Source organism: Acidimicrobiales bacterium, assembly GCA_035536915.1.
GTDB lineage: Bacteria > Actinomycetota > Acidimicrobiia > Acidimicrobiales > JAHWLA01 > JAHWLA01.
Genome location: DATLNE010000003.1, coordinates 1 through 20,445 on the forward strand (window position 1 = coordinate 1; position 20,445 = coordinate 20,445).

24 protein-coding genes are annotated in these 20,445 nt (G+C 71.7%); 14 read left to right on the top strand and 10 right to left on the bottom strand.

The genetic code is table 11. The features are described 5' to 3' along the window. Positions 1-66 precede the first annotated feature (66 nt). From VM938_00790 to VM938_00825, 8 genes are read right to left on the bottom strand one after another with little or no spacing between them, the layout of a single operon-like run. Complete coding sequence (locus tag VM938_00790; protein ID HVF73554.1) at positions 67-972, bottom strand: ATP-binding protein; 906 nt, start codon at positions 970-972, stop codon at positions 67-69. Next, positions 973-1,173, bottom strand: coding sequence for a MoaD/ThiS family protein (locus tag VM938_00795; protein HVF73555.1), 201 nt, complete (start codon positions 1,171-1,173; stop codon positions 973-975). Continuing rightward, the gene (locus VM938_00800; protein ID HVF73556.1) at positions 1,170-1,376 is read right to left on the bottom strand and encodes a hypothetical protein; all 207 of its coding nucleotides are present in this window, start codon (positions 1,374-1,376) and stop codon (positions 1,170-1,172) included. Before VM938_00800 ends, VM938_00795 begins: the two co-directional genes overlap by 4 nt. Then, on the bottom strand, positions 1,376-1,585 hold the full coding sequence (locus VM938_00805; protein HVF73557.1) for a hypothetical protein: 210 nt from the start codon (positions 1,583-1,585) through the stop codon (positions 1,376-1,378). The genes VM938_00800 and VM938_00805 overlap by 1 nt, the downstream gene beginning before the upstream one ends. Beyond that, positions 1,585-1,905 carry a hypothetical protein gene (locus VM938_00810; protein HVF73558.1) on the bottom strand — a complete coding sequence of 107 codons (321 nt, stop codon included), beginning with the start codon at positions 1,903-1,905 and terminating at the stop codon, positions 1,585-1,587. The genes VM938_00805 and VM938_00810 overlap by 1 nt, the downstream gene beginning before the upstream one ends. A 34-nt stretch (positions 1,906-1,939) precedes the next feature. Then, the gene (locus tag VM938_00815; protein ID HVF73559.1) at positions 1,940-2,578 is read right to left on the bottom strand and encodes an LON peptidase substrate-binding domain-containing protein; all 639 of its coding nucleotides are present in this window, start codon (positions 2,576-2,578) and stop codon (positions 1,940-1,942) included. A gap of 2 nt (positions 2,579-2,580) precedes the next feature. Beyond that, positions 2,581-3,975 (bottom strand): D-alanyl-D-alanine carboxypeptidase/D-alanyl-D-alanine-endopeptidase, encoded by a 1,395-nt coding sequence (gene dacB / locus VM938_00820; protein HVF73560.1) that lies wholly within the window; start codon positions 3,973-3,975, stop codon positions 2,581-2,583. Then, positions 3,972-4,361, bottom strand: a complete 390-nt coding sequence (locus tag VM938_00825) for a PaaI family thioesterase (GenBank protein ID HVF73561.1) — start codon at positions 4,359-4,361, stop codon at positions 3,972-3,974. The genes dacB and VM938_00825 overlap by 4 nt, the downstream gene beginning before the upstream one ends. A 45-nt stretch (positions 4,362-4,406) precedes the next feature. Between VM938_00825 and VM938_00830 the strand changes: the two genes are divergently transcribed. Continuing rightward, positions 4,407-4,745, top strand: a complete 339-nt coding sequence (locus tag VM938_00830) for a hypothetical protein (GenBank protein HVF73562.1) — start codon at positions 4,407-4,409, stop codon at positions 4,743-4,745. On the opposite strand, the gene VM938_00835 is transcribed toward VM938_00830, so the two are convergent. Further along, positions 4,742-5,350 carry a TetR family transcriptional regulator gene (locus tag VM938_00835; GenBank protein HVF73563.1) on the bottom strand — a complete coding sequence of 203 codons (609 nt, stop codon included), beginning with the start codon at positions 5,348-5,350 and terminating at the stop codon, positions 4,742-4,744. The two genes, VM938_00830 and VM938_00835, sit on opposite strands and share 4 nt — an antisense overlap. Before the next feature lie 80 nt (positions 5,351-5,430). On the opposite strand from VM938_00835, the gene VM938_00840 reads away from it, so the two are divergent. From VM938_00840 to VM938_00900, 13 genes are all read left to right on the top strand, one after another. Continuing rightward, positions 5,431-6,156 (top strand): fatty acid desaturase, encoded by a 726-nt coding sequence (locus VM938_00840; protein HVF73564.1) that lies wholly within the window; start codon positions 5,431-5,433, stop codon positions 6,154-6,156. A 21-nt stretch (positions 6,157-6,177) separates the two neighbouring features. Next, a complete protein-coding gene (locus VM938_00845) occupies positions 6,178-6,564 on the top strand; it encodes a hypothetical protein (GenBank protein ID HVF73565.1) in 387 nt (128 codons plus the stop codon). Next, the gene (locus VM938_00850) at positions 6,564-7,667 is read left to right on the top strand and encodes an FIST N-terminal domain-containing protein (GenBank protein ID HVF73566.1); all 1,104 of its coding nucleotides are present in this window, start codon (positions 6,564-6,566) and stop codon (positions 7,665-7,667) included. Before VM938_00845 ends, VM938_00850 begins: the two co-directional genes overlap by 1 nt. Before the next feature lie 44 nt (positions 7,668-7,711). Beyond that, positions 7,712-9,709 carry a transketolase gene (tkt, locus tag VM938_00855; protein ID HVF73567.1) on the top strand — a complete coding sequence of 666 codons (1,998 nt, stop codon included), beginning with the start codon at positions 7,712-7,714 and terminating at the stop codon, positions 9,707-9,709. Next, entirely contained in the window at positions 9,706-10,797 is a 1,092-nt protein-coding gene (gene tal, locus VM938_00860) for a transaldolase (protein HVF73568.1), read from the top strand. The genes tkt and tal overlap by 4 nt, the downstream gene beginning before the upstream one ends. After that, positions 10,790-12,130 carry a hypothetical protein gene (locus VM938_00865; protein ID HVF73569.1) on the top strand — a complete coding sequence of 447 codons (1,341 nt, stop codon included), beginning with the start codon at positions 10,790-10,792 and terminating at the stop codon, positions 12,128-12,130. The genes tal and VM938_00865 overlap by 8 nt, the downstream gene beginning before the upstream one ends. 13 nt (positions 12,131-12,143) lie before the next feature. Further along, positions 12,144-13,142 carry a decarboxylating 6-phosphogluconate dehydrogenase gene (gene gnd, locus VM938_00870; GenBank protein ID HVF73570.1) on the top strand — a complete coding sequence of 333 codons (999 nt, stop codon included), beginning with the start codon at positions 12,144-12,146 and terminating at the stop codon, positions 13,140-13,142. A gap of 1 nt (position 13,143) precedes the next feature. Continuing rightward, positions 13,144-14,661 (top strand): glucose-6-phosphate dehydrogenase, encoded by a 1,518-nt coding sequence (gene zwf / locus VM938_00875; GenBank protein HVF73571.1) that lies wholly within the window; start codon positions 13,144-13,146, stop codon positions 14,659-14,661. Then, positions 14,646-15,620 (top strand): glucose-6-phosphate dehydrogenase assembly protein OpcA, encoded by a 975-nt coding sequence (locus tag VM938_00880; protein HVF73572.1) that lies wholly within the window; start codon positions 14,646-14,648, stop codon positions 15,618-15,620. Before zwf ends, VM938_00880 begins: the two co-directional genes overlap by 16 nt. After that, positions 15,617-16,279: a 6-phosphogluconolactonase gene (pgl, locus tag VM938_00885; protein HVF73573.1), complete on the top strand. Its 663-nt coding sequence runs from the start codon at positions 15,617-15,619 to the stop codon at positions 16,277-16,279. Before VM938_00880 ends, pgl begins: the two co-directional genes overlap by 4 nt. Positions 16,280-16,381: 102 nt before the next feature. Beyond that, positions 16,382-17,194, top strand: a complete 813-nt coding sequence (locus VM938_00890; GenBank protein HVF73574.1) for a hypothetical protein — start codon at positions 16,382-16,384, stop codon at positions 17,192-17,194. A gap of 27 nt (positions 17,195-17,221) precedes the next feature. Further along, on the top strand, positions 17,222-19,480 hold the full coding sequence (gene cofH, locus VM938_00895; protein HVF73575.1) for a 5-amino-6-(D-ribitylamino)uracil--L-tyrosine 4-hydroxyphenyl transferase CofH: 2,259 nt from the start codon (positions 17,222-17,224) through the stop codon (positions 19,478-19,480). 5 nt (positions 19,481-19,485) lie between these two features. Continuing rightward, positions 19,486-20,202 (top strand): oxygenase MpaB family protein, encoded by a 717-nt coding sequence (locus tag VM938_00900; GenBank protein ID HVF73576.1) that lies wholly within the window; start codon positions 19,486-19,488, stop codon positions 20,200-20,202. A gap of 41 nt (positions 20,203-20,243) precedes the next feature. Here the strand turns inward: VM938_00900 and VM938_00905 are convergent, their stop codons facing one another. Further along, positions 20,244-20,417: a hypothetical protein gene (locus tag VM938_00905; protein ID HVF73577.1), complete on the bottom strand. Its 174-nt coding sequence runs from the start codon at positions 20,415-20,417 to the stop codon at positions 20,244-20,246. Between the last annotated feature and the right edge of the window lie 28 nt (positions 20,418-20,445).

Genomic DNA, 20,445 nt, shown 5'->3' on the forward strand with positions numbered 1-20,445 from the left:
CGACGTACTTGCGTCCCTTGGAGTCGACGAACAGGGCCCGCTCGCCCGCGGCAAAGGCGCGCCCATTCACGGAGCGGCCGCCCGCTCGACCAGGCGACAGAACGCGCACACCTCCGCGGTGGTGGGCGCACCGCAGCGATCACACCGGCCGAGGTCGCCACCCTGGGGTACGGCCTCGGCCGCGAACCGCGCGTGCGTGCGGTCGACGAACCCGAAGTAGAACGCGTGCTTGGTGCCGGGCGAGGTTTCTTCGATCGCGTTGAGCGCCTCCTTGTACCCGATGTGCTTGTTGCCGGCCGCCATCGGGCACTCCTCGACGATGTAGTCGATGCCCTTCAGCACGCAGAACGCCGCCATCTCCCGTTCGCCCAGCCGCACCAGCGGCTTGACCTTGCGGGGGAAGCCGTGTTCGCCGGGCAGCACCGGCAACTGGCGGCCCAGGTAGTCGGTCGACCACCGCAACACGTTGCCGAACAGCACGGCGGCCTCGTCGTCGAGATTGTGGCCCGTCGCCACCACGTCGTAGCCGCCGTCGAGCGCCGCCTTGTTGAACAGCGACCGCTTCGACAGCCCGCACGCCGAGCACGGCACCCGCCGCGCCGCCTTCGACCCCGACGGGATGTCGAAGCCGTAGTCGTCGCGTAGGTCGACCTCGATCAGCTTGGCGCCCCGCTTGTCGGCATAGGCCCGGGTCATGCGCCCCGACTCGTCGCTGTACTCGCCGATGCCCAGGCCGAGGTAGAGCCCGTCGGCCTCGTAGCCCATGTCGAGCAAGAGGTCCCACAGGGCCAACGAGTCCTTGCCGCCGGAGACCGCCACGAGCACCCGTTCACCGGGAGCGATCATCTTGAAGTCGTCGATGGTGCGCCGCACCTGTTCCGTGCAGTGGTGGAGAAAGCACGTCGCGCAGAACGAGGCGTTGTGGCGGCGGATGTCCATGACCGCAGGCGCCTTGCAGCGGCGGCACTTCATCTAGGCCGCCCCTCCGGAGATGACGGGGCGCACCTCGACCGAGTCGTCGTCGGCCAGCATGGCGTCGCCGGTTACCAAGGTGTCGCCCTTGATCACCAGGACGGACTCCCGGTTGAGGTCGAGCTGGGCCAACAGCGCGTTGACCCGCAGGGGGCCGGGCACGTCGAGCTCACGTCGGGGGTTCCGAAGGAGGACCTTCACCCCTTCATTGTCGCGTCCCGCTCATGGGCGATGACGACGGACTCCCCTGGTTCCAGTTTCTCGGAGTAGACGACCTCGGGCTCGCTGCCCGAGAGCTTGCGCAGGACCTTCACGCCGAGGGCGGCGCCGCCGATGACCAGCCAGCGCCGGCTCCCCCCCAGCACCCCCAGTTGGAAGCCGCGCCGCAGCAGGAAACGCAGCATCAGACGCGCCGCACCTCGACCACGGTGGTGCGCTTCTTCCCCTTGCGCCGGCCCATGGTGTAGACGAGCGCCACCACGGCGACGGCCACGGCCACGCCCGCGGCCAAGGCGTAGGGCTTGGCGGTGTCGGTGGTGGTGTCGACCTCGCCGCGGATCTCACGCAGCTTGGCCTCGATGTCGCTCCGGGTGACCGGTTCCTGCACGGCCATCACCGCCCCTTTCGTTTGTTGGCGCTGACGGCCCGGGCCGACCAGGCGGCCACCCCCGCACTGACCACCAGGAGGATGGCGTAGGGCGCCCACGACCAGTTGCCGGTGAAGCGGCTGCCGGTCTCGGTCTGCAGGGCCCGCAGCCCGCCCACGGCGAGGAGGACGAGCCCGGTCCCGAACAGCAACGCGCCCGGCACGCCGTAACGCAGGAAACGGCCCAGCCGCTTCAGCGGGTCGACCGTCTCCTGCTTGGCATAGGCGACGACCATCTCCCACAGCTCGCTCGCCAGGGTCGGCAAGCTCTTGTCGGACTGCGCCACGGCATTCCTCCGGTTTCGCCAGATGCGGACGTGCCTATCCCCCCGAGAGCCTGTACGCAAGCAGATCGCCCGCTTCCGACGCCAGCCCGACCAGCAGCCGCACCCGCTCGCCGGGGTCGTGCACCTCCAGCAGCCGTTGGCGGTCGACGGGGCCAAGCGGTGCGAGTGCGGCCAGCTGCCAGGCGGCCACGTCGGGGTCGTCGTCGAGCTCGAAGCGGCTCGACGGACCTGCTTCGCCCAACTCGGCCTGCAGCGACAAGGCGCGCCGCACCGCCCGCGCCGCGGCGTCGATGACGAGGGCGCCGCGCTCGTCGAGCCGGCGCTCCGGCAACGTCTCCACCAGGGCCAGCGGGTACGGGTCGTCGGGCAGCCAGGTGGCGACCCGCACGCGGCGCCGTCCCACCGTCAGCAGTGCCCACCGTCCGTCGGGGAACTCGGTGGCCTCGGTGATGTGGGCCACCGTGCCCACGCCGAACCGGGTGTCGCCCCCGCCCACTTCCGAGCCCCGCTCGATGAGCACGACGCCGAACTCCAGGCCGCTGCTCATGCAGTCGCGGGCCAGCGCCCGGTAGCGCGATTCGAAGATGTGCAGGGGTAGGACGGCATGGGGCAGCAGCACCGTGCTCAACGGGAACATCGGTAACGGCGTGAGGACCGGCGCGTCGTCGGCCATGGCTACGGACGCAGTTCTTCGGGCTTGGGGGCCTCGGGGTAGGCCGCCAACGCGGCGGCCACCGCCTCCTGCAGCGCTCGCCCGACCGCGTCGCGGCCGAAGTCGTTGGCCACCAAGGCGAAGGCCAAGCGGGGACCGTCGGGGGTGGCCGCAGGCGGGTTCATCCATCCGCTGAGCGAGGCAACGTTGTCGAGCGAACCGGTCTTGGCCCGCAGCCGTCCCGCCGCCGGGTGGTTCTGGAAGCGCCGGGCCAAGGTGCCGTCCTGGGCGGCCACCGGCATGCCCGCGGCCAGCGCACCGGTCGGGCCGTCGCGCGCCACGCTCTCGATCAGCACCCGGCAGGTGGCCCGGTCGCCGCGGTCGAGCCCCGACCCGTCGAACAAGGCCAGAGGCTCGGCGGGCAGCCCGGCAGCGGCCACCGTCTCCCGGATGACCCGCAGCCCGGCCTCGGTCGACCCGTCGCCCCCGAATCGGTGGCCCAACTCCTTGACCAACAGCTCGGCCGTCATGTTGTCGCTCTCCCGCAACATCTGGGCCACCACGTCGCGCATGGGCGGCGAGTCGAGCCGGGCCACTGTCGGCCCCGCCTCGGCCCTGCCCTCACCGGCCCCGCCCGCAACCGTCACGCCCCGGGCCTGCAACAGGGCCACCAGCACGGCGGCGGCGTGGGTGGCGGGTGCCGGGGCAGGCTGTGTGCGGGCCCCGAAGGCGGCGAAGCCGTCGTTCACCACCAGCGCGCTCTGCGGCCCGATCTCGCCGTCGGCCCGGTAGCCCGGCTTCCACGTGGGGATGTAGCGCTGCCGGTCGTAACGCGACTCGTCGCCCCGAACCACCCCGGTGACGGTGGTGATGCCTTGCGCCTTGATCTCGTCGGCCAGCCGCTCCAGCGGCGTGAACACCTGGGGCTGGTTGCGGAACGTGGCCGCGTAGTCGGCCGTGCCCAGCAGGGGGTCGCCGCCGCCGACCAGGAAGAGGTCGCCGTCGAGCACGCCGTTCGACGGCGGTCGCGTCGACCGGGCCTCGGTGGTGTAGCGGGCCTCCCGGCCCAGTCGGGTCAGGGCCGCGAACCCGGTCAACAGCTTGAGGTTCGACGCCGGGATGAGCCGTTCGTCGGGTCGCACGTCGTAGAGGCGCCGCCCGTCGCGGTCGACGCTGAGGCACGACCGCCGGTAGGCGGGGTCGGCCAGTGCGGCGTCGAGCCGCGACCGCAGGCGGGCATCGGCGATGGCGCCCGACAACACAACGGGCACTCGCCGCACCGACAGCACCGGCACCTTGGGAGGCGCGGCGGGGACCGCGGAGGCGAGCACCACCGGCTCGGACAGCGCCAACGCGCCCGAGCACAGGGACAGGACGCCGAGGACCGCCGGCAGCCACCACCGCCGCACCGGCGTCACTCCCGGTCGGAGAGGAGGTAGGTGGACGATGCCTTCACCACCATGCGGCCTTCGTCGTCGACGATCTCGGCCTCCACGAACGCGGTGCGCTTGCCGCCGGAGATGACCCAGGCCGTGCACGTGAGGACCGATCCGATCCGGGCGGGGCGCAGGAAGCTGACCTTCATCTCGGCGTTCATGGCGTAGACCTTGCGGCCCTGCACCCACGTCACCGCCGACGCCCCCATGGCGGAGTCGGCCATGGCCCCCAGGAAGCCGCCCTGCACGATGCCGGCCGGGTTGGCGAAGCGTTCGTCGGCCGCCATGCGCCACGTGGTACGGCCCGGCTCCGACTTGTCGGTGCACACCATGCCGAGGGTGAGGTCGCAGTTGGGGGGCACCTGCACGATGACGGAGGCTAGCGACGCTCGCGGTGTGGGTAGGTGCCCCCCATGTCGAGCACTTCCGAGTACGCGTCCGACGGCACCACGCTCGTCGAGGTCATCCGCCAGTTCGAAGCCGACGGTTACGACGGCCAGTTCGCGGCTGCGGCCGAGGGCAAGGTCCACTGCTTCGGCTGCGACATGGACCACAGCGCCGACGAGGTCGCCCTCGACCACCTGCGCCGAACCGAGGGGGCGTCCGACCCCGACGACATGGTGGCGGTGGCGGCGCTGACCTGCGCGCACTGCGGCAACAAGGGCACCTTGGCCCTGAAGTACGGCCCCGAGGCGCCCATGGAAGAAGCCGACGTGCTGGCCCGCCTCGACGACCAACGCCAAGCGGGCTAGGGCTCCAGCGCCGCCCGGAAGAAGCCGCGGATGTGGTCGAGGCGGGCCTCGAGGGCGTCTGTGTCGAGCGGGTCGCGGTCGAGCAACGAGGCCAGCAGCGGCAGGTCGCTGAAGTAGCTGAGCAGGGCCCCGTAGCCGGTGAGCAGGAGCTGCTCGGGGTCGTGGCGCCGGAAGCGGCCTGCGTCCATCTCCTTGGCCAGGAACCCGGCGGCTCGGCTGAGCAGAGGGCGCAGCGCCTGGCCCAGGTCGATGCCCAGGCGGTCGCCGCCTTCCAGCGCCTCACGCCGCACCAGGCGCACGAACTCGGGGTTCTCCATGAAGAAGCGGAAGCCCGCGGTGAGCACGTGGTCGACCTGGTCCCAGCCGTCCTGGGGGCGCTGGATGGCTTCGTCGACGCGGCGGAACCAGTCGCCCATGGAGGCGTTGAAGACCTCTCGGTACAGCGCTTCCTTGGACGGGAAGTGGTGCAGCAGGCTGGGGCGGCGGATGCCGACGGCGGCGGCGATGTCGTTGAGCGAGGTGCCGTCGTAGCCGCGTTCAGCGAACAGGCGGAGGGCCTCCGTGAGGATGACGGTGCGCGTGGGGACCGCCGTCGGGAGAGCCATGAGTTCGAAGGGTACTTGCGCGGGTGACATAAGGGCGCCTTCTGTTCGATCCCTACCTACCGGTAGGTAGGCTGGATTGCATGGTCCTCGCCGTCATCGTCGGGTTGGTGCTCGCCCAGTTCGCCACCCTGGTCACCACCGTCTACCTACACCGTGCCCTGTCGCACCGCGCCGTCTCGTTGGCGCCCGGTGCCATCGCCGTGTTCCGGGTGATCACCTGGATCACCACCGGCATCCGGCCCCGCCAGTGGGTGGCCGTCCACCGCAAGCACCACGCCTTCACCGACGTCGAGGGCGACCCCCACTCCCCTGTGCTCGAGGGCTTCCCCAAGGTGCAGTTCGGCAACGTGATCCTCTACCGCCGCGTGGCCAACGACGCCGCCGCCGTGGCCCGATATGCCCGCGACCTGCCCGCCGACCGCTGGGACCGAGTGCTGTTCGACCGGGCGCTGGTGGGGCTGTCGCTGGGCATCGGCGTGCTGGTGGTGGCCTTCGGCTGGCGCTTCGCGCTCGTCGCCTCCGTCGTGCACACGGCGTCGTACCTGTCGCTCAACGCCGCTATCAACGCCATCGGCCACACCTTCGGCTCCCAGCCCCACCCCAACACCTCGCGCAACAACCAGTGGCTGGCGTGGATCACCTCGGGCGAGGGGCTGCACAACAACCACCACGCGGCTCCCACGTCGGCCCGGCTGGCCCTGCGCCGGGGCGAGGTCGACCCCGGTTGGTGGCTGGTGCGCCTGCTCGAACGTCGCGGGTGGGCCACCGTGCGCCATTCCGAGGTGCACCTGAAAGCTGCTGCCTGACCCAGCACTAGTTTCGGCGGCATGGACATCGTCTCCGCCCTCTTCGCCGAGAACATCAACCTGCGCCAGGCGCCGGGGCCGTCCACCCGCATCGACCTGTCGGGGATCATGTTCTCGATGGCGGCGCCCGAGCCTGCGCCGGTGACCATCGGGCCGCACCTCATCGTGTTCGTCCGCTGCCGTCCCGACGAGGCGGGCCAGGGCATCCTCGAAGTGTCCTTCAAGGACAGCGCCGGCACCGAGGTGGCCCGCAACGCGTCGCCCTTCACCGTCGAGCCGGGCAAGTTCACCTATCGACTGGTGCGGGCCGAGCTCACCTACGAGGACTACGGCACCATCGAGGCCCACTGCCGGGTCGACCGAGGGCCGTTCACCGTCGTGCCCCTCACGCTGCTGCCGCCCGCCTGATGGACCGACGGTTCGCGGCGGCCATCTCCGAGCACCCGGTCACGGCCACGGCGGTGGGCGAGGTGGCGGGCGAGGTGTTGGAACGGCTGGGCGGCGAGCCGCCCGACCTGGCGATGCTGTTCGTGACCGAAGCCCATGCGGGCGCCTTGGAGGACGCCGCCGCTGCGGTGCGGGCCATCCTGTCCCCCGGCGTGCTGCTGGGCTGCGCGGCGGTGGCCGTGGCAGGCCCGGCGCGGGAGGTCGAGGAACAGCCGGGCGTGTCGTTATGGGCGGGCCGGGTCGGGCCGGTGGCGCCCGTGCTGCTGGGGCCGGAGTTGGAGGGCTGGCCGCCCGACGGGCTGGGCTTCACGCCCTCTGCCGTGGTGCTGCTGGGCGACCCGTTCACCTTCCCGGCCGAGACATTCCTGTCGTCGGTGGGGCCGCTGCCGGTGGTGGGCGGCATGGCCTCGGCGGCCCGCGGGCCTGGCGGCAACCGGCTGGCGCTCGACGACCGCATCGTCACTGCGGGGGCGGTGGGCGCCGTGCTCGGCGCGCCGGTGCGCACGGTGGTGTCGCAAGGGTGCCGCCCCATCGGCAGCCCCTACATCGTCACCCGGTCGGAGCGGAACGTGGTCTACGAGTTGGGCGGCAAGCCCGCCGTGGAGCGGCTGCTGCGCATGGGCCTCGACGAGGAAGAGGTGCGCCTGGTCAACCAGGGCCTGCACCTGGGCCTGGTGGTCGACGAGCACAAGGCCGAGTTCGGCCGGGGCGACTTCTTGGTGCGCAACGTGATCGGCGCCGACAAGGACAACGGCGCCATCGCCGTGGGCGACCTGGTGGAGGTGGGCACAACCGCCCAGTACCACGTGCGCGACGCCACTACGGCGGACGAGGACCTGCGCTCGATGCTGGCCGATGCCGGGCCTGCGGCGGGGGCGCTGCTGTTCACCTGCAACGGGCGGGGGTCACGCCTGTTCGGCATGCCCGACCACGACGCCGCCGTGCTCGACGAGGCCTTGGACGGCGCACCGGTGGCCGGGTTCTTCGCCGCCGGCGAGTTCGGCCCCGTCGGCGGGCGCAACTTCCTGCACGGCTTCACCGCCTCGGTGGCGCTGTTCGACTGAGGTCCCCGCTTTTGCTGTCACACCCGGTGGCTAGGGTTGCCGGCATGACCGAGCAGGACCTTGAGCAGGACCTTGAACAGCTGGGCGTCAACGTCATCCGGGGGTTGTCCATGGACGCCCCCCAGGCCGCCAACTCCGGCCACCCCGGCACGGCCATGGCGCTGGCGCCGTTGGCCCACGTCCTGTTCACGCGGGTGATGCGCCACGACCCGTCCGAGCCCGACTGGCCCGACCGCGACCGCTTCATCTTGTCGGCGGGCCACGCCTCGATCCTCCTCTACTCCATGCTCTACCTGACGGGCTACGACCTCACCCTCGACGACATCAAGGCCTTCCGCCAGTACGAGTCGAAGACGCCGGGGCACCCCGAGGTGCACCACACAAAGGGCGTCGAGGTCACCACCGGGCCGTTGGGCCAAGGCTTTGCCAACGCCGTGGGCATGGGCATCGCCGAGCGCTACCTGCGGGCCCGCTTCGGTCCCGAGGTAGCCGACCACCACACCTTCGTCATCTGCTCCGACGGCGACCTGCAGGAGGGCATCAGCCACGAGGCGGCATCGCTGGCCGGCCACCTCGGCCTGGGCCGGCTCGTCTACGTCTACGACGACAACCACATCACCATCGACGGCCCCACCGAGCTGTCGTTCACGGAAGACACGGCCAAGCGCTTCGAGTCCTACGGCTGGCACGTCGACAACCTGGGCGAGGTGGCCAACGACCTCGACGCCTTGGAGGCGGGCCTGCGCCGGGGCATGGAGGTCGACGACCGGCCGTCGCTGCTCATCCTGCGTTCCCACATCGGCTGGCCCGCGCCCAACAAGACCGACACGCCCTCGGCCCACGGCGAGCCCCTGGGCGCAGACGAAATCCGGGCCACCAAAGAACTGTTGGGGCTGCCGCCCGACGAGTCGTTCTGGGTCCCCGACGAGGTGGTCGACTACTACGGCCGCTGCGTGCCCCGGGGCCAGGCACTGCGAGCCGCCTGGCAGAAGCGCTTCGACGGGTGGCAGGGCGACCGCTCCGAGCTCGAGGCCTGCCTGCGGGGCGGCGGGCTGGCCGGGTGGGAGTCGAAGTTGCCCACGTGGTCACCGGGCGCGTCGATCGCAACCCGGGTCGCCAGCGGCGACGTCGTCAACGCCGTCGCCGACGTGGTGCCGGGGCTGCTGTCGGGCGGCGCCGACCTCACCGGCAACACGGGCACCATGCTCAAGGACCGGGGCGTGCAGTCGGCCGCCGATCCGGCCGGGCGTCTCGTCTACTACGGGGTGCGCGAGCACGCCATGGGCGCGGCGATGAACGGCATGGCGTTGCACGGCGGCGTCCTGCCGGTGGGCGGCACCTTCTTCACCTTCAGCGACTACATGCGGGGTTCGGTGCGCCTGGCCGCCATCAGCGAGGCCAAGGTCGTCTACTCGTGGACGCACGACTCCGTGGGCCTGGGCGAAGACGGCCCCACCCATCAACCCATCGAGCAACTGGCCGCCATGCGGGCCATGCCGCAGCTGCGGGTGATGCGCCCCGCCGACGCCAACGAGACCGCTCATGCCTGGCGGGTGATCGTGGAGGGCGACTGCCCGGTGGCGCTGTTGCTCAGCCGCCAGAAGGTGCCGGTGCTGGAAGGCACGGCCGAGGCGGCCGAGGGCGTGGCCCGGGGCGCCTACGTGTTGGAGCCGGGCGGCGACGACCCCGACGTGGTGCTGATCGGCACGGGCTCCGAGGTGGCCGTGTGCGTGGAGGCGGCTCGCCTGCTGGAGGAGGAAGGCGTGGTGGCCCGGGTGGTGTCGATGCCGTGCTGGGAGCTGTTCGAGGACCAGGACGACGACTACCAGGAATCCGTGCTGCCCGACGACGTCCCCGCGTTGGCGGTGGAGGCCGCCACCTCGTTCGGCTGGACGCGCTGGGCCGACCACTCGGTGTCCATCGACCGGTTCGGCGCCTCGGCACCGGGTACGACCGTGTTGGAGAAGCTGGGCTTCACCCCCGACAACGTGGCCAAGGAGGCGAGGGCGCTGCTCGCCGTCTTCGAGGAGGACGACGAATGACCAAGCTGCACGACCTCTACGACCAGTACGGCCAGAGCGCCTGGCTCGACAATCTCAAGCGGGGCTACCTCACCTCCGGCGAGCTGCAACGGCTGGTCGACGCGGGCATCCGCGGGGTGACCTCCAACCCGACGATCTTCCAGAAGGCCATCGCGGGCTCGGCCGACTACGACGACCAGTTCCGCGAGCTGCTCAAGCAGCACACCGTGGAGGACGCCTACTGGGGCATGGTGGTCAAGGACGTCACCGACGCTCTGGCCGTCCTGCGTCCGGTCTACGACTCGTCGAACGGGGTCGACGGCTTCGTGTCGGTCGAGGTGGCGCCGTCGCTGGCGGGCGACACCGAAGGAACCGTCAAGGCCGCTCGTTTCCTGCACGAGCGCATCGACCAGCCCAACCTCTACGTAAAGATCCCCGGCACGCCTGAAGGCGTGCCCGCCATCCGGCAGATGTTCGCCGAGGGCCGGTCGATCAACATCACCTTGATCTTCTCGCTGGCCCGTTACGACGAGGTCATCGAGGCGTACCTGTCCGGGTTGGAGGCGTTCGAGGGCGACCTGTCGCAGGTGCAGAGCGTGGCGTCGTTCTTCGTCAGCCGGGTCGACACCGAGGTCGACCGCCGCCTCGATGCCATCGGCACCGACGAGGCTCGGGCGTTGCGAGGCAAGGCCGCAGTGGCCCAGGCCAAGCTGGCCTACGTGCTGTTCCAGGAGCGGTTCTCGGGGCCGCGCTGGGAGGCCTTGGCCGCCCGGGGCGCCAACCTGCAGCGGCCGCTGTGGGCATCGACGTCCACCAAGGACCCCGACTACCCCGACCTCCTGTACGTCGACAACCTCATCGGGCCCGACACCGTCAACACCCTGCCCGACCCCACCATCGAGGCGTTCCTCGATCACGGCACGGTGGCCCGCACCGTCGACGACGGCCTCGACGAGGCTCGGGAGGCGCTCGACCGCTTGGGCGCCCTGGGCATCGACGTCGAGGACGTGGCCCAGACGTTGGAGAACGAGGGCGTGTCGGCTTTCGTGAAGTCCTTCGACGAACTCATGCAGGCGTTGCACGACAAGGCGGCGGCGCTCGGTGGCTGACCTCTACGAACGGCTGCTCGCCCGCGACGCGGGCCTGTGGCCCGCAGGCAACGTGTCGGCGAACCGACTCGGGTGGCTCGACGTGGCGAGTCGCATGCGCGACGAAGCCGCCGACCTGCGGGCGTGGGCGGCGGGCATCGACGCCGCCCAGGTCGTGCTGTTGGGCATGGGCGGTTCCTCGCTCGGCCCCGAAGTGCTGCGGGCTGCCGTGGGTTCCGACCGACTGGTGGTGCTCGACACCACCGACCCCGAGACCATCGCCTCGGTCGACGCCGACGACGCCTTCTTCCTGGTGTCGTCGAAGTCGGGCGGCACCATCGAGGTCAAGACCCTGTTCGCCCACTTCTGGGACCGGGTGGGCGACGGCCGCCGTTTCGCAGCGATCACCGACCCCGGCACCGCCCTCGACGAACTGGCCACCGACGGCGGCTTCAACCGGGTGTTCCGCAACCCACCCGACATCGGCGGGCGTTACTCGGTCCTGTCGTACTTCGGCATGGTGCCCGCTGCCCTGCTGGGCATCGACGTGGCCGAGGTGTGCGAGCGGGCGTTGGCCGTCGACGGCCACGAGGCGGTCGAGCTCGGCTTGGCCATGGGCGAGGCGGCCAAGACAGGCCGCGACAAGGTGACGGTGGTGGTGCCCGAGCCGTTCGCCGCCTTCGGTCTGTGGGTCGAGCAGCTCATCGCCGAGTCGACCGGCAAGCAGGGCACGGGTTGCATCCCGGTGCCCACCACCGAGGTCGAGACAGGCGACGACCGCCACGTGGTCGGGCTGGAGATCGACGACGTGGCCGCCTTGGGCGCCGAGTTCCAGCGGTGGGAGATCGCCACCGCGGTGGCCGGGCACGTGCTCGGCATCGACCCCTTCGACGAGCCCAACGTCAGCGAGTCCAAAGAGAACACGGCCAAGGTCCTCGACTCGCTGCCGTTGCAGCCCCCGCCAGCAGAGGACCCGGGCACAGTGGGGGCGTGGCTGCGTTCGCAGGTGCGGCCGGGCGACTACGTATCGGTGCAGGCCTACCTCCCCTACGGAAGTTCGCTGGAGCCCCTGCGCCGGGCGCTGCGCGACGGGCTCGACGGCATGGCCGTCAACGCGGGCTACGGACCCCGGTTCTTGCACTCGACGGGACAGCTGCACAAGGGCGGCCCCGACTCCGTGGTCGCGGTGCAGGTGGTGGGGCGCACGCCGGCCCCGGCCCTGCCCATCCCCGACTATCCCTACGACTTCGGCACCCTCATCGGCGCCCAGGCGGTGGGCGACTACCAGAGCCTCCAGGCCCACGGCCGCCGCGTCCTGCGGGTGGCCGTCGACGACCTCAAGGAGATCAGTTGATCCGCGGTCGCCGATGAAGATCGGGATGGTGGGGCTGGGGCGCATGGGCGGCAACATGACCAAGCGCCTGATCGAGCGGGGCCACCAGGTGGTGGCCTACGACCGCAACTTCGAGTCGGTGGCCGCCGCCGAAGCCGACGGCGCCACGGGGGCGAGTGACCTGCCCGACCTGGTGGCCAAGCTGGAACAACCCCGGGCGGTGTGGGTGATGGTGCCGTCGGGTGATCCCACCCGAACCACGGTCGAGGAACTGAGCGGCCTTCTGGCCTCGGGCGACACCATCATCGACGGCGGCAACTCCCGCTACACCGACGCCGTCCTGCGCTCCGCAGCGTTGGCCGAGCGGGGCATCGGCTACGTCGATGCAGGGGTGTCGGGCGGCGTGTGGGGCCTTAAGGTCGGCTACTGCCTGATGGTCGGCGGCGACCCCGCCTTCGTCACCCCGCTGGAGCCCGTCTTCACCGCCTTGGCACCGGACGACGGCTATGCCCACGTGGGGCCGTCGGGGGCCGGCCACTTCACCAAGATGGTCCACAACGGCATCGAGTACGGCCTGCTCCAGGCCTACGCCGAAGGCTTCGCATTGCTGGAGGCGGCCGAGGAGATGGACCTCGACCTCCACCAAATTGCCTCGTTGTGGAACCACGGCTCGGTGGTGCGCTCCTGGCTGTTGGAGCTGGCCGAGCTCGCCCTGAGCACCCCCGAGGAGTTCCGCAACATCCGGGGCTGGGTGGAGGACTCGGGCGAGGGCCGCTGGACCGTGCAGGAGTCGATCGACCGGGCCGTGGCCACCCCGGTCATCACCGCCAGCCTCTACGCCCGCTTCGCCTCCCGCGACGACGAGCGCATGGCGGCGCGCATCGTCGCCGCGCTGCGCAACCAGTTCGGGGGGCACCGCTTCCTCACCGAGTCCGCCGCGGGCGAGGTGGCCCGCGAGCACGACCTGGAGGACGCGGGCATCACCGCTCCGGAGGCGTCGGCGAGCGACGCCGGGGGCCACGAACCGACCTGACATGACGGCCGACGAGAACCCTCTGGCGGAGGTGGGCGACGCGGGCGAACGCCGGGCGCCCCCGTGCATCCTCGTGGTGTTCGGAGCCTCGGGCGACCTCACCGCCCGCAAGCTCATGCCCGCCTTGGCCGAGTTGGCGGCCGAACGCCGCCTGCCCCCGGCCTTCAGCGTGGTGGGCGTGGCCCGCACCGAGATGTCCGACGACGACTTCCGCTCCCGCATGCTCGAAGCGGTCGACAAGCCGGGCGCGGCGTGGGAGAGCCTGGTCGGCGGCTTCCGCTATGTGGCAGGCGACTACGGCGACCCCGGCACCTTCGAGCGCCTCCGCACCGCCGTCGAGGAGATCGACGCCGAGCGGGGCACGGGCGGCAACCTCGTGCACTACCTGGCCACCGTCCCCCAAGTGTTCGGCACCGTGGCCGAGGGCTTGGCCGCCCAAGGCCTGCACCGCCCCGACAACGGCGAGAGCTTCGTCCGAGTGGTGGTCGAAAAGCCCTACGGCCGCGACCTGGCCAGCGCACGCGACCTCGACAAGGCCATGCACGCGGCGTTCGACGAGAGCCAGATCTACCGGATCGACCACTACCTGGGGAAGGAGACGGTCCAGAACGTCCTCGCCCTCCGTTTCGCCAACGCCATCTTCGAGCCCATCTGGAACCGCCGGTACGTCGACCACGTCCAGATCACCGTGGCCGAGTCGTTGGGCGTGGGGCACCGGGGCGGGTTCTACGAGGGCGCGGGCGCGCTGCGCGACATCGTGCAGAACCACGTCCTCCAGGTGCTGGCCCTCACCGTCATGGAGCCCCCCGCCACCATCGATGCCCAGGGCATCCGCGACGAGAAGGTCAAGGCCCTGCGGGCGGTCGACGTGCTCACCGTCGACGAGGTGCCCAACGAGGTGGTGCGGGCCCAGTACGAGCCGGGCTGGGTGGAAGGCGACGAGGTCGTGGGCTACCGCCAGGAGGAAGGCGTGGCCGCCGACAGCCACACCGAGACCTACATGGCCATGCGCCTGCGGGTCGACAACTGGCGCTGGGCGGGTGTGCCCTTCTACCTGCGCACCGGCAAGCGCCTGCCCAAGCGGGTCACCGAGGTGGCGATGCAGTTCCACGAGGTGCCCCACCTGCCCTTCGGCTCCAAGGAGACCCGGGGCCTCGGCCCCAACGCCCTCGTGCTGCGCATCCAGCCCGACGAAGGCATCACCCTGCGCTTCGGCGCCAAGGTGCCGGGCCAGGCCTTCCAAGTCCGCTCGGTGTCGATGGACTTCTCCTACGGCGCCGCCTTCCTGGAGGAGACGCCCGAGGCCTACGAGCGCCTGCTGCTCGACGCCATGGTGGGCGATCCCACCCTGTTCATCCGCTCCGACGAGGTGGAGCAGGCCTGGCGCATCGTGGAGCCCCTGCTGACAGCGTGGGACGACCCGCAGTTCCCGCTGGCCCACTACCCGGCGGGCTCGTGGGGCCCGCCCGAGGCCGACCGCCTCCTGGCCCGCGACGGACGGCGATGGCGCAGCCCGTAGGCGCCTGCGAGCTGGCGGCGTGGCAAGGCGAGGGCGTGCGGGTGAGCACGATCCTCGACGCCCTCGACCGCATGCGCCACGGCGAGCAGCGCACCGCCACCCGCACCAGCGTCGTGAACCTGGTGGCCATCGCCACCGACGACGCCGAGGAGCGCAGGGCCTGCGAGGCCACGCTGCGCCTGGGCGGACGCCACCCCGGTCGCACCGTGGTGGTGCGCTGTGCGAACCCCGACGACGCCGAGTCGCGCATCGACGCCGAGGTGGTCCTCCAAGGCAGCGAGGCCGAAGGCGTCGACATCTGGTGGGAGGAAGTCCGCCTGCACGTCACCGGCCCGGCCGCCCGCCACCTCGACTCCCTGGTCGAGCCGCTGACGCTGCCCGAGATCCCCACGGCGGTGTGGTTCGTGGGCCGCCTCCCCTCCCCGGCCGACCCGTTGCTGGCCACCGCCGACGTGGTGCTGGTCGACACCAAGGAGGCACCCACCGAGTTCGCCGCGGTGGCCGAGCTGGTGCAGCGCTACCCCGTCGTCGACCTCACCTGGATCCGCCTCCAGCCATGGCGGCGCCTGCTCGCCGCCCTGTTCGACGGCTCCGCCTACGGCCCGTTCGTGCGCCAGGTCACAACCGCAGAGGTGTCGGGCAAGGAAGGCCCCCGTCGCCTCCTGGCCGGGTGGTTGGCCGAGCGCCTCGACCTGCTCCCGGCGGCGGTGAAGGTGCGCGACGACCGGCACGTCTCCATCCGGCTCATCGCGGGCCCCGCCACCTTCACCGTCACCCGCCGCCCCGGCGAACGCATGGTGCGGGCGGGCGCCCACGTCGAAGGCGGCCCTTCCCACGACGACGTGCTCAGCCTGCCCGACGAGTCGCTCCCCTGGTCGCTGGGCGAGGCCCTCACCCACCTCGGCCGCGACCGCGGGTACGAGCGCGCCCTCCAGTCCCTCCTAGGCTTCGCGCCGTGAACGGAGAGCTCGTCGTCGTCGACGACGTGCCCGGCGAATTCGCCGAGCGCGTCATCGAGTGCTTCCACACCCGCCCGGGCGAGGCGTTCTCCATCGCGCTCTCGGGTGGCGCCACGGCCCGCCGGTGCTACGAGCGGTTGGCCGCCGACGGCGCCGCCCAGATCGACTGGTGGGCCGTCGACGTCTACTGGGGCGACGAACGCTGCGTGCCCGCCGACCACGCCGACTCCAACGAGCGGCTCGGGCGGGAGGCCCTGCTGGAACGGGTGGGGGCGGCCAACTCGGTGCACCCCATGCGCTGCGAGGAAGGCCCCGACCCCTACCAGATGCGGGTGGGCGAACTGGGGCGGTTCGACCTGGTGCACCTCGGGCTGGGCGCCGACGGCCACACCGCGTCGCTGTTCCCCGGCTCGCACGGGCTGGAGGCCGACCCCGGCCGCCTGGTCACCCTCAGCGACGACCCCTCCGGCCGCTACCCGCACCAGCGCATGACGCTGACGCTGTCGGGCATCGCCCGGGCCCGAGTGGTGCTGTTCACCGTGGTCGGTGAGGACAAGCGCGACGCCGTGGCCCGCATCGCCGCCGGTGAGGACCTGCCCGCCGCCCGGGTGCGGGCCGACCGGGTTGTCTGGCTGGTCGACCCCACCGCCGCGCCGTAGGCACTTTCCCCTCAAGCGCCCCCCGAGCGTTGCCGAAGGACTAGTCCTAGGCCGCCACTGTGCGTGGCTGGCCCGCGGACAGGGATGAGGAGCGGAACTCGGATGGCCCAGCCCAAGGCCAACTGGAAGCGCAGCCGGCTGGCGACCGGTGGCGCCATCGTGCTGCTGGCAGGGCTGTGGACCGGCCCCCAGATGGCCGACGCCGCCTCGGTGAAGCCCGCCGAGGCCACTCCCCGCGCCGGTGCCGAGCAGTCCAAGCCCGACAACCCCCAGCAGAAGAACAAGCCCACCACCACCACGACCACGACCAAGCCCCCGAGCACCGGGGGCGGCGGTGGCGGCGGGGGCGGGGGCGGGGGCGGGGGCGGCGGGACCACTTCACCCGGCAGCGGCACCGGCGGCGGCGGCGGTTCCGCGACCCCGGGCGGCGGCGGTTCTCCCGGCACCGGGGGCGGCAAGGCCACGACGCCTCCGCCTGCGACGGCCACCCCGGCGCCTGCGCCGAGCGCGCCTGCACCCTCCGCAAGCACCCCTGCACCGCGGTCCAGCACGCCCCGCGGCGACGGCGGGCCCAACGGCTCTCGGCCCGGCACGCGTCCGGCCCCCGCTGCGGCAGCCCCCTCGGTGGCCCCGCCCAACGGCCCTGGCGAGAGCACGGTGGCCGCCTTGCGTGGCCCCGACGGCGCCGCCCAGGCCACGGCCCGCTCCATGGGCGGCAGCCAAGGCGTCTCCGGTGTCGGCGGCCCGGCGTTCTACGCCCAGTTGGCCGCCGCGCCCAGCCCGCTGGCGTCCGACGACAACCCGGGCAACCCCTACGTGACCTTCACCATCCTCACCATCTTCGGCGTGGCCGTGTGCTTCACCGGCCGGCGTCGGGTGCGGGAGGACGAGGGCCCCGTCGTCGCATTCGCGTAACCAGCGGGCGCACCTAGTGTGGCGGCCATGAGCTCGCCCCAGCTCGACATGCCGCTCGAGGAATTGCTGGCCGCCGCCGCGGCCCGGCGCGACGCCACCTTCGGCACCCGCATCACCTACTCGCCCAAGGTCTTCATCCCGCTCACCCACCTGTGCCGCGACCGCTGCGGCTACTGCACCTTCGCCCAGCCTCCCGCCCGGGTGCAGGCCCCCTACCTCTCGCCCGACGAGGTGGTGGCGATCGCCCACGCGGGTGCTGCCGTCGGCTGCCACGAGGCCTTGTTCACCCTGGGCGAACGCCCCGAGGAGCGTTTCCCGGTGGCCCGCCAGTGGCTGGCCGAGCACGGCTACGCATCCACGGTCGACTACCTCGTCGCCATGTGCGCCTTGGTCCGCGACGAGACGGGCCTCCTCCCCCACGCCAACGCGGGCGCCCTGTTCCCCGATGAACTGGCCCGGCTGCGGGAGGTGTCGGCGAGCCAGGGGATGATGCTGGAGACCCTGGCCGACGTGCCCGCCCATCGGGGCTCGCCCGACAAGGAACCTGCCCGCCGCCTCGCCACCCTGGAAGCGGCCGGCACCCTCGCCATTCCCTTCACCACCGGCATCCTCTGCGGCATCGGCGAGACCCGCGCCGACCGGGTCGAGGCGCTGGAAGCCATCGCGGCGGCCCACCGGCGCCACGGCCACGTGCAGGAGGTGATCGTCCAGAACTTCCTGCCCAAGCCCGGCACGGCCATGCACAACGCGCCGCCGTGCCCCGACGACGAGTACCTGTGGTCGGTGGCCGCCGCTCGCCTCATCCTCCCGCCCGAGGTCCACCTGCAGGCGCCGCCCAACCTGACCGACGACTTCGGCCGCCTGCTCGAAGCGGGCATCGACGACTGGGGCGGCGTCTCGCCCGTCACTCCCGACCACGTCAACCCCGAGCGCCCGTGGCCCGCCATCGACCGCCTGCGGGCAGCCACCGAAGCTCGCGGCTTCACCCTCGCCCCCCGCCTCACCATCTATCCCGAGTACGCGCTGGCCCCCGAACGGTGGCTGGCCGAGCCTCTGCGCTTCGCCGTGCTCGACCGCAGCGACGCCGAGTCACTGGGCCGCGAGCCGGGCGAGGCCTGGTACTCGGGCGCCGACGTCGAGCCGCCCACCCTGTTGCCGTCGGCGCCCCGCGCCGGCGGCCGGGTCAACGAGGTGCTGGCCGGCGTCCTGCTCGGACAGGAGCCCGGCGTCGACGAGCTCACCGCCTTGTTCGGCGCCCGTGGCCCCGAGGTGGCGGCGGTAGCCGAGGTGGCCGACGAACTGCGAGCCCGCGCCGTCGGCGACACCGTCACCTGGGTCTCGAACCGCAACATCAACTACACCAACGTCTGCACCTTCAAGTGCAAGTTCTGCGCCTTCTCCAAGGGTCCGCTGTCGCTCAACCTGCGGGGCACGCCGTACCTGCTGGAGCTGAGTGACATCACCGATCGGGTGGTCGAGGCCGAGGAGCGCGGCGCCACCGAGGTGTGCCTGCAAGGCGGCATCCACCCGAGCTTCGACGGCGACTACTACCTCGAGGTCATCAAAGCGGTGCGGGCGGCGTCGCCCACCATCCACATCCACGGCTTCACCGCGCTGGAGGTGACCGAGGGGGCCAAGCGCCTGGGCGAGCCGCTGGCCGACTACCTGCGCCGGCTCATGGACGCCGGGCTCAAGACGTTGCCGGGCACCGCCGCCGAGATCCTCGACGACGAGATCCGCGCCGTCCTGTGCCCCGACAAGATCGACACGCAGGAGTGGCTCGACGCCCACCGCACGGCGCACTCGGTGGGCCTACGGAGCAACATCACGATCATGTTCGGCTCCATCGAACAACCCGTGCACTGGGCCCGCCACATGGTGCGCACCCGCGACCTGCAGAAGGAGACGGGCGGGTTCACCGAGTTCGTGCCGCTGCCCTTCGTACACATGGCCTCGCCCATCTACCTGCAACGCAAGTCACGCCGCGGCCCCACGTTCCGGGAGACGTTGCTCATGCACGCGGTGGCCCGCATCGCCTACGACGGTTGGGTGCCCAACATCCAGGTGTCGTGGGTGAAGACGGGTGCCACAGGCGCGCAGCAGGTGCTGCGGGCGGGAGCCAACGACCTGGGCGGCACGCTCATGGACGAGAACATCTCCCGGGCCGCGGGCGCCGCCCATGGCCAGTTGATGGACGAGGACGGCTTCCGCTCCATCGTCGAGCCGTTGGGCCGTACGCTCGAACAGCGCACCACCCTCTACGGCCGGGTGGCGGCCACGGCGTGACCGACATGTTCGCCCCCGACTCGGTGGTTCGGCGGGTCGACGGCGAACGCGTGCTGCTGCTGGGCGGCGGCCGGGCCTTGTTGATGCAGCTGGCCCATCCCTTGGTGGCCCGGGGCGTGGCCGAGCACAGCGGCTTCAAGGAAGACCCGTTCGCCCGCCTGCGGCGCACGTTGGAGGCCAGCTACACCATCAGCTTCGGCACGGTGGAACAGGCCGAGCGCATTGCCGCGGTCGTGCGCACGGTGCACGACCGGGTGCGGGGCGAGGGCTACGAAGCCAACGACCCCGCGTTGCTCATGTGGGTGCACGCCACCCTGATCGACACCGCCCTGCGGGTGTACGGCCGCTTCCACGGGCGCCTCTCGGCCGCCGATGCCGAGCGCTACTACCAGGAGTCGACCCGCAAGGCCGAGCTCCTGGGCTGCTCCCGAGCGGAGCAGCCCGACGACCTGGCCGCCTTCAAGCGCTACGTGCGCCACATGGTGGCGACACTGACGGTCAGCGACCAGGCCCGCCGCCTGGGCCGGGCCATCGTCACGCCCAAGGTCCCCGTTGTCGGCCGCGTCGGCCGCGACCTCACGGCGGGACTGCTGCCCGCTCCCCTGCGCCGCCAGTACGGCCTGCCCTGGCACCCGGTGCAGGACGCCGCCCTGGAAGCGGCCGCCCTGGCCAGCCGCCTCACCCTCCCCTGGATGCCGGCGACCCTCCGCCGCGCCGGCTGACCCCACCCCTCGGTTCTGGCCTCAACGGCTTGGGGGTCGGGCTACTCCCACCACTCTTGGGGCAGCTTGCCCTCGATGGCGCGGATGTTGGCGCGCACGCACGGGCTGCAGTGGTACTCCACCCGCTTGCCCTCGGTGGCCATCGACCACCCCTCCGGCAGCCCGTCGTCGGGGCACTCGGCCTGGGTGCCGCAACGGGAGCAGGTGCGGAGCACGGCAGCCGAGGGTAGCTGCGAAGCTGTG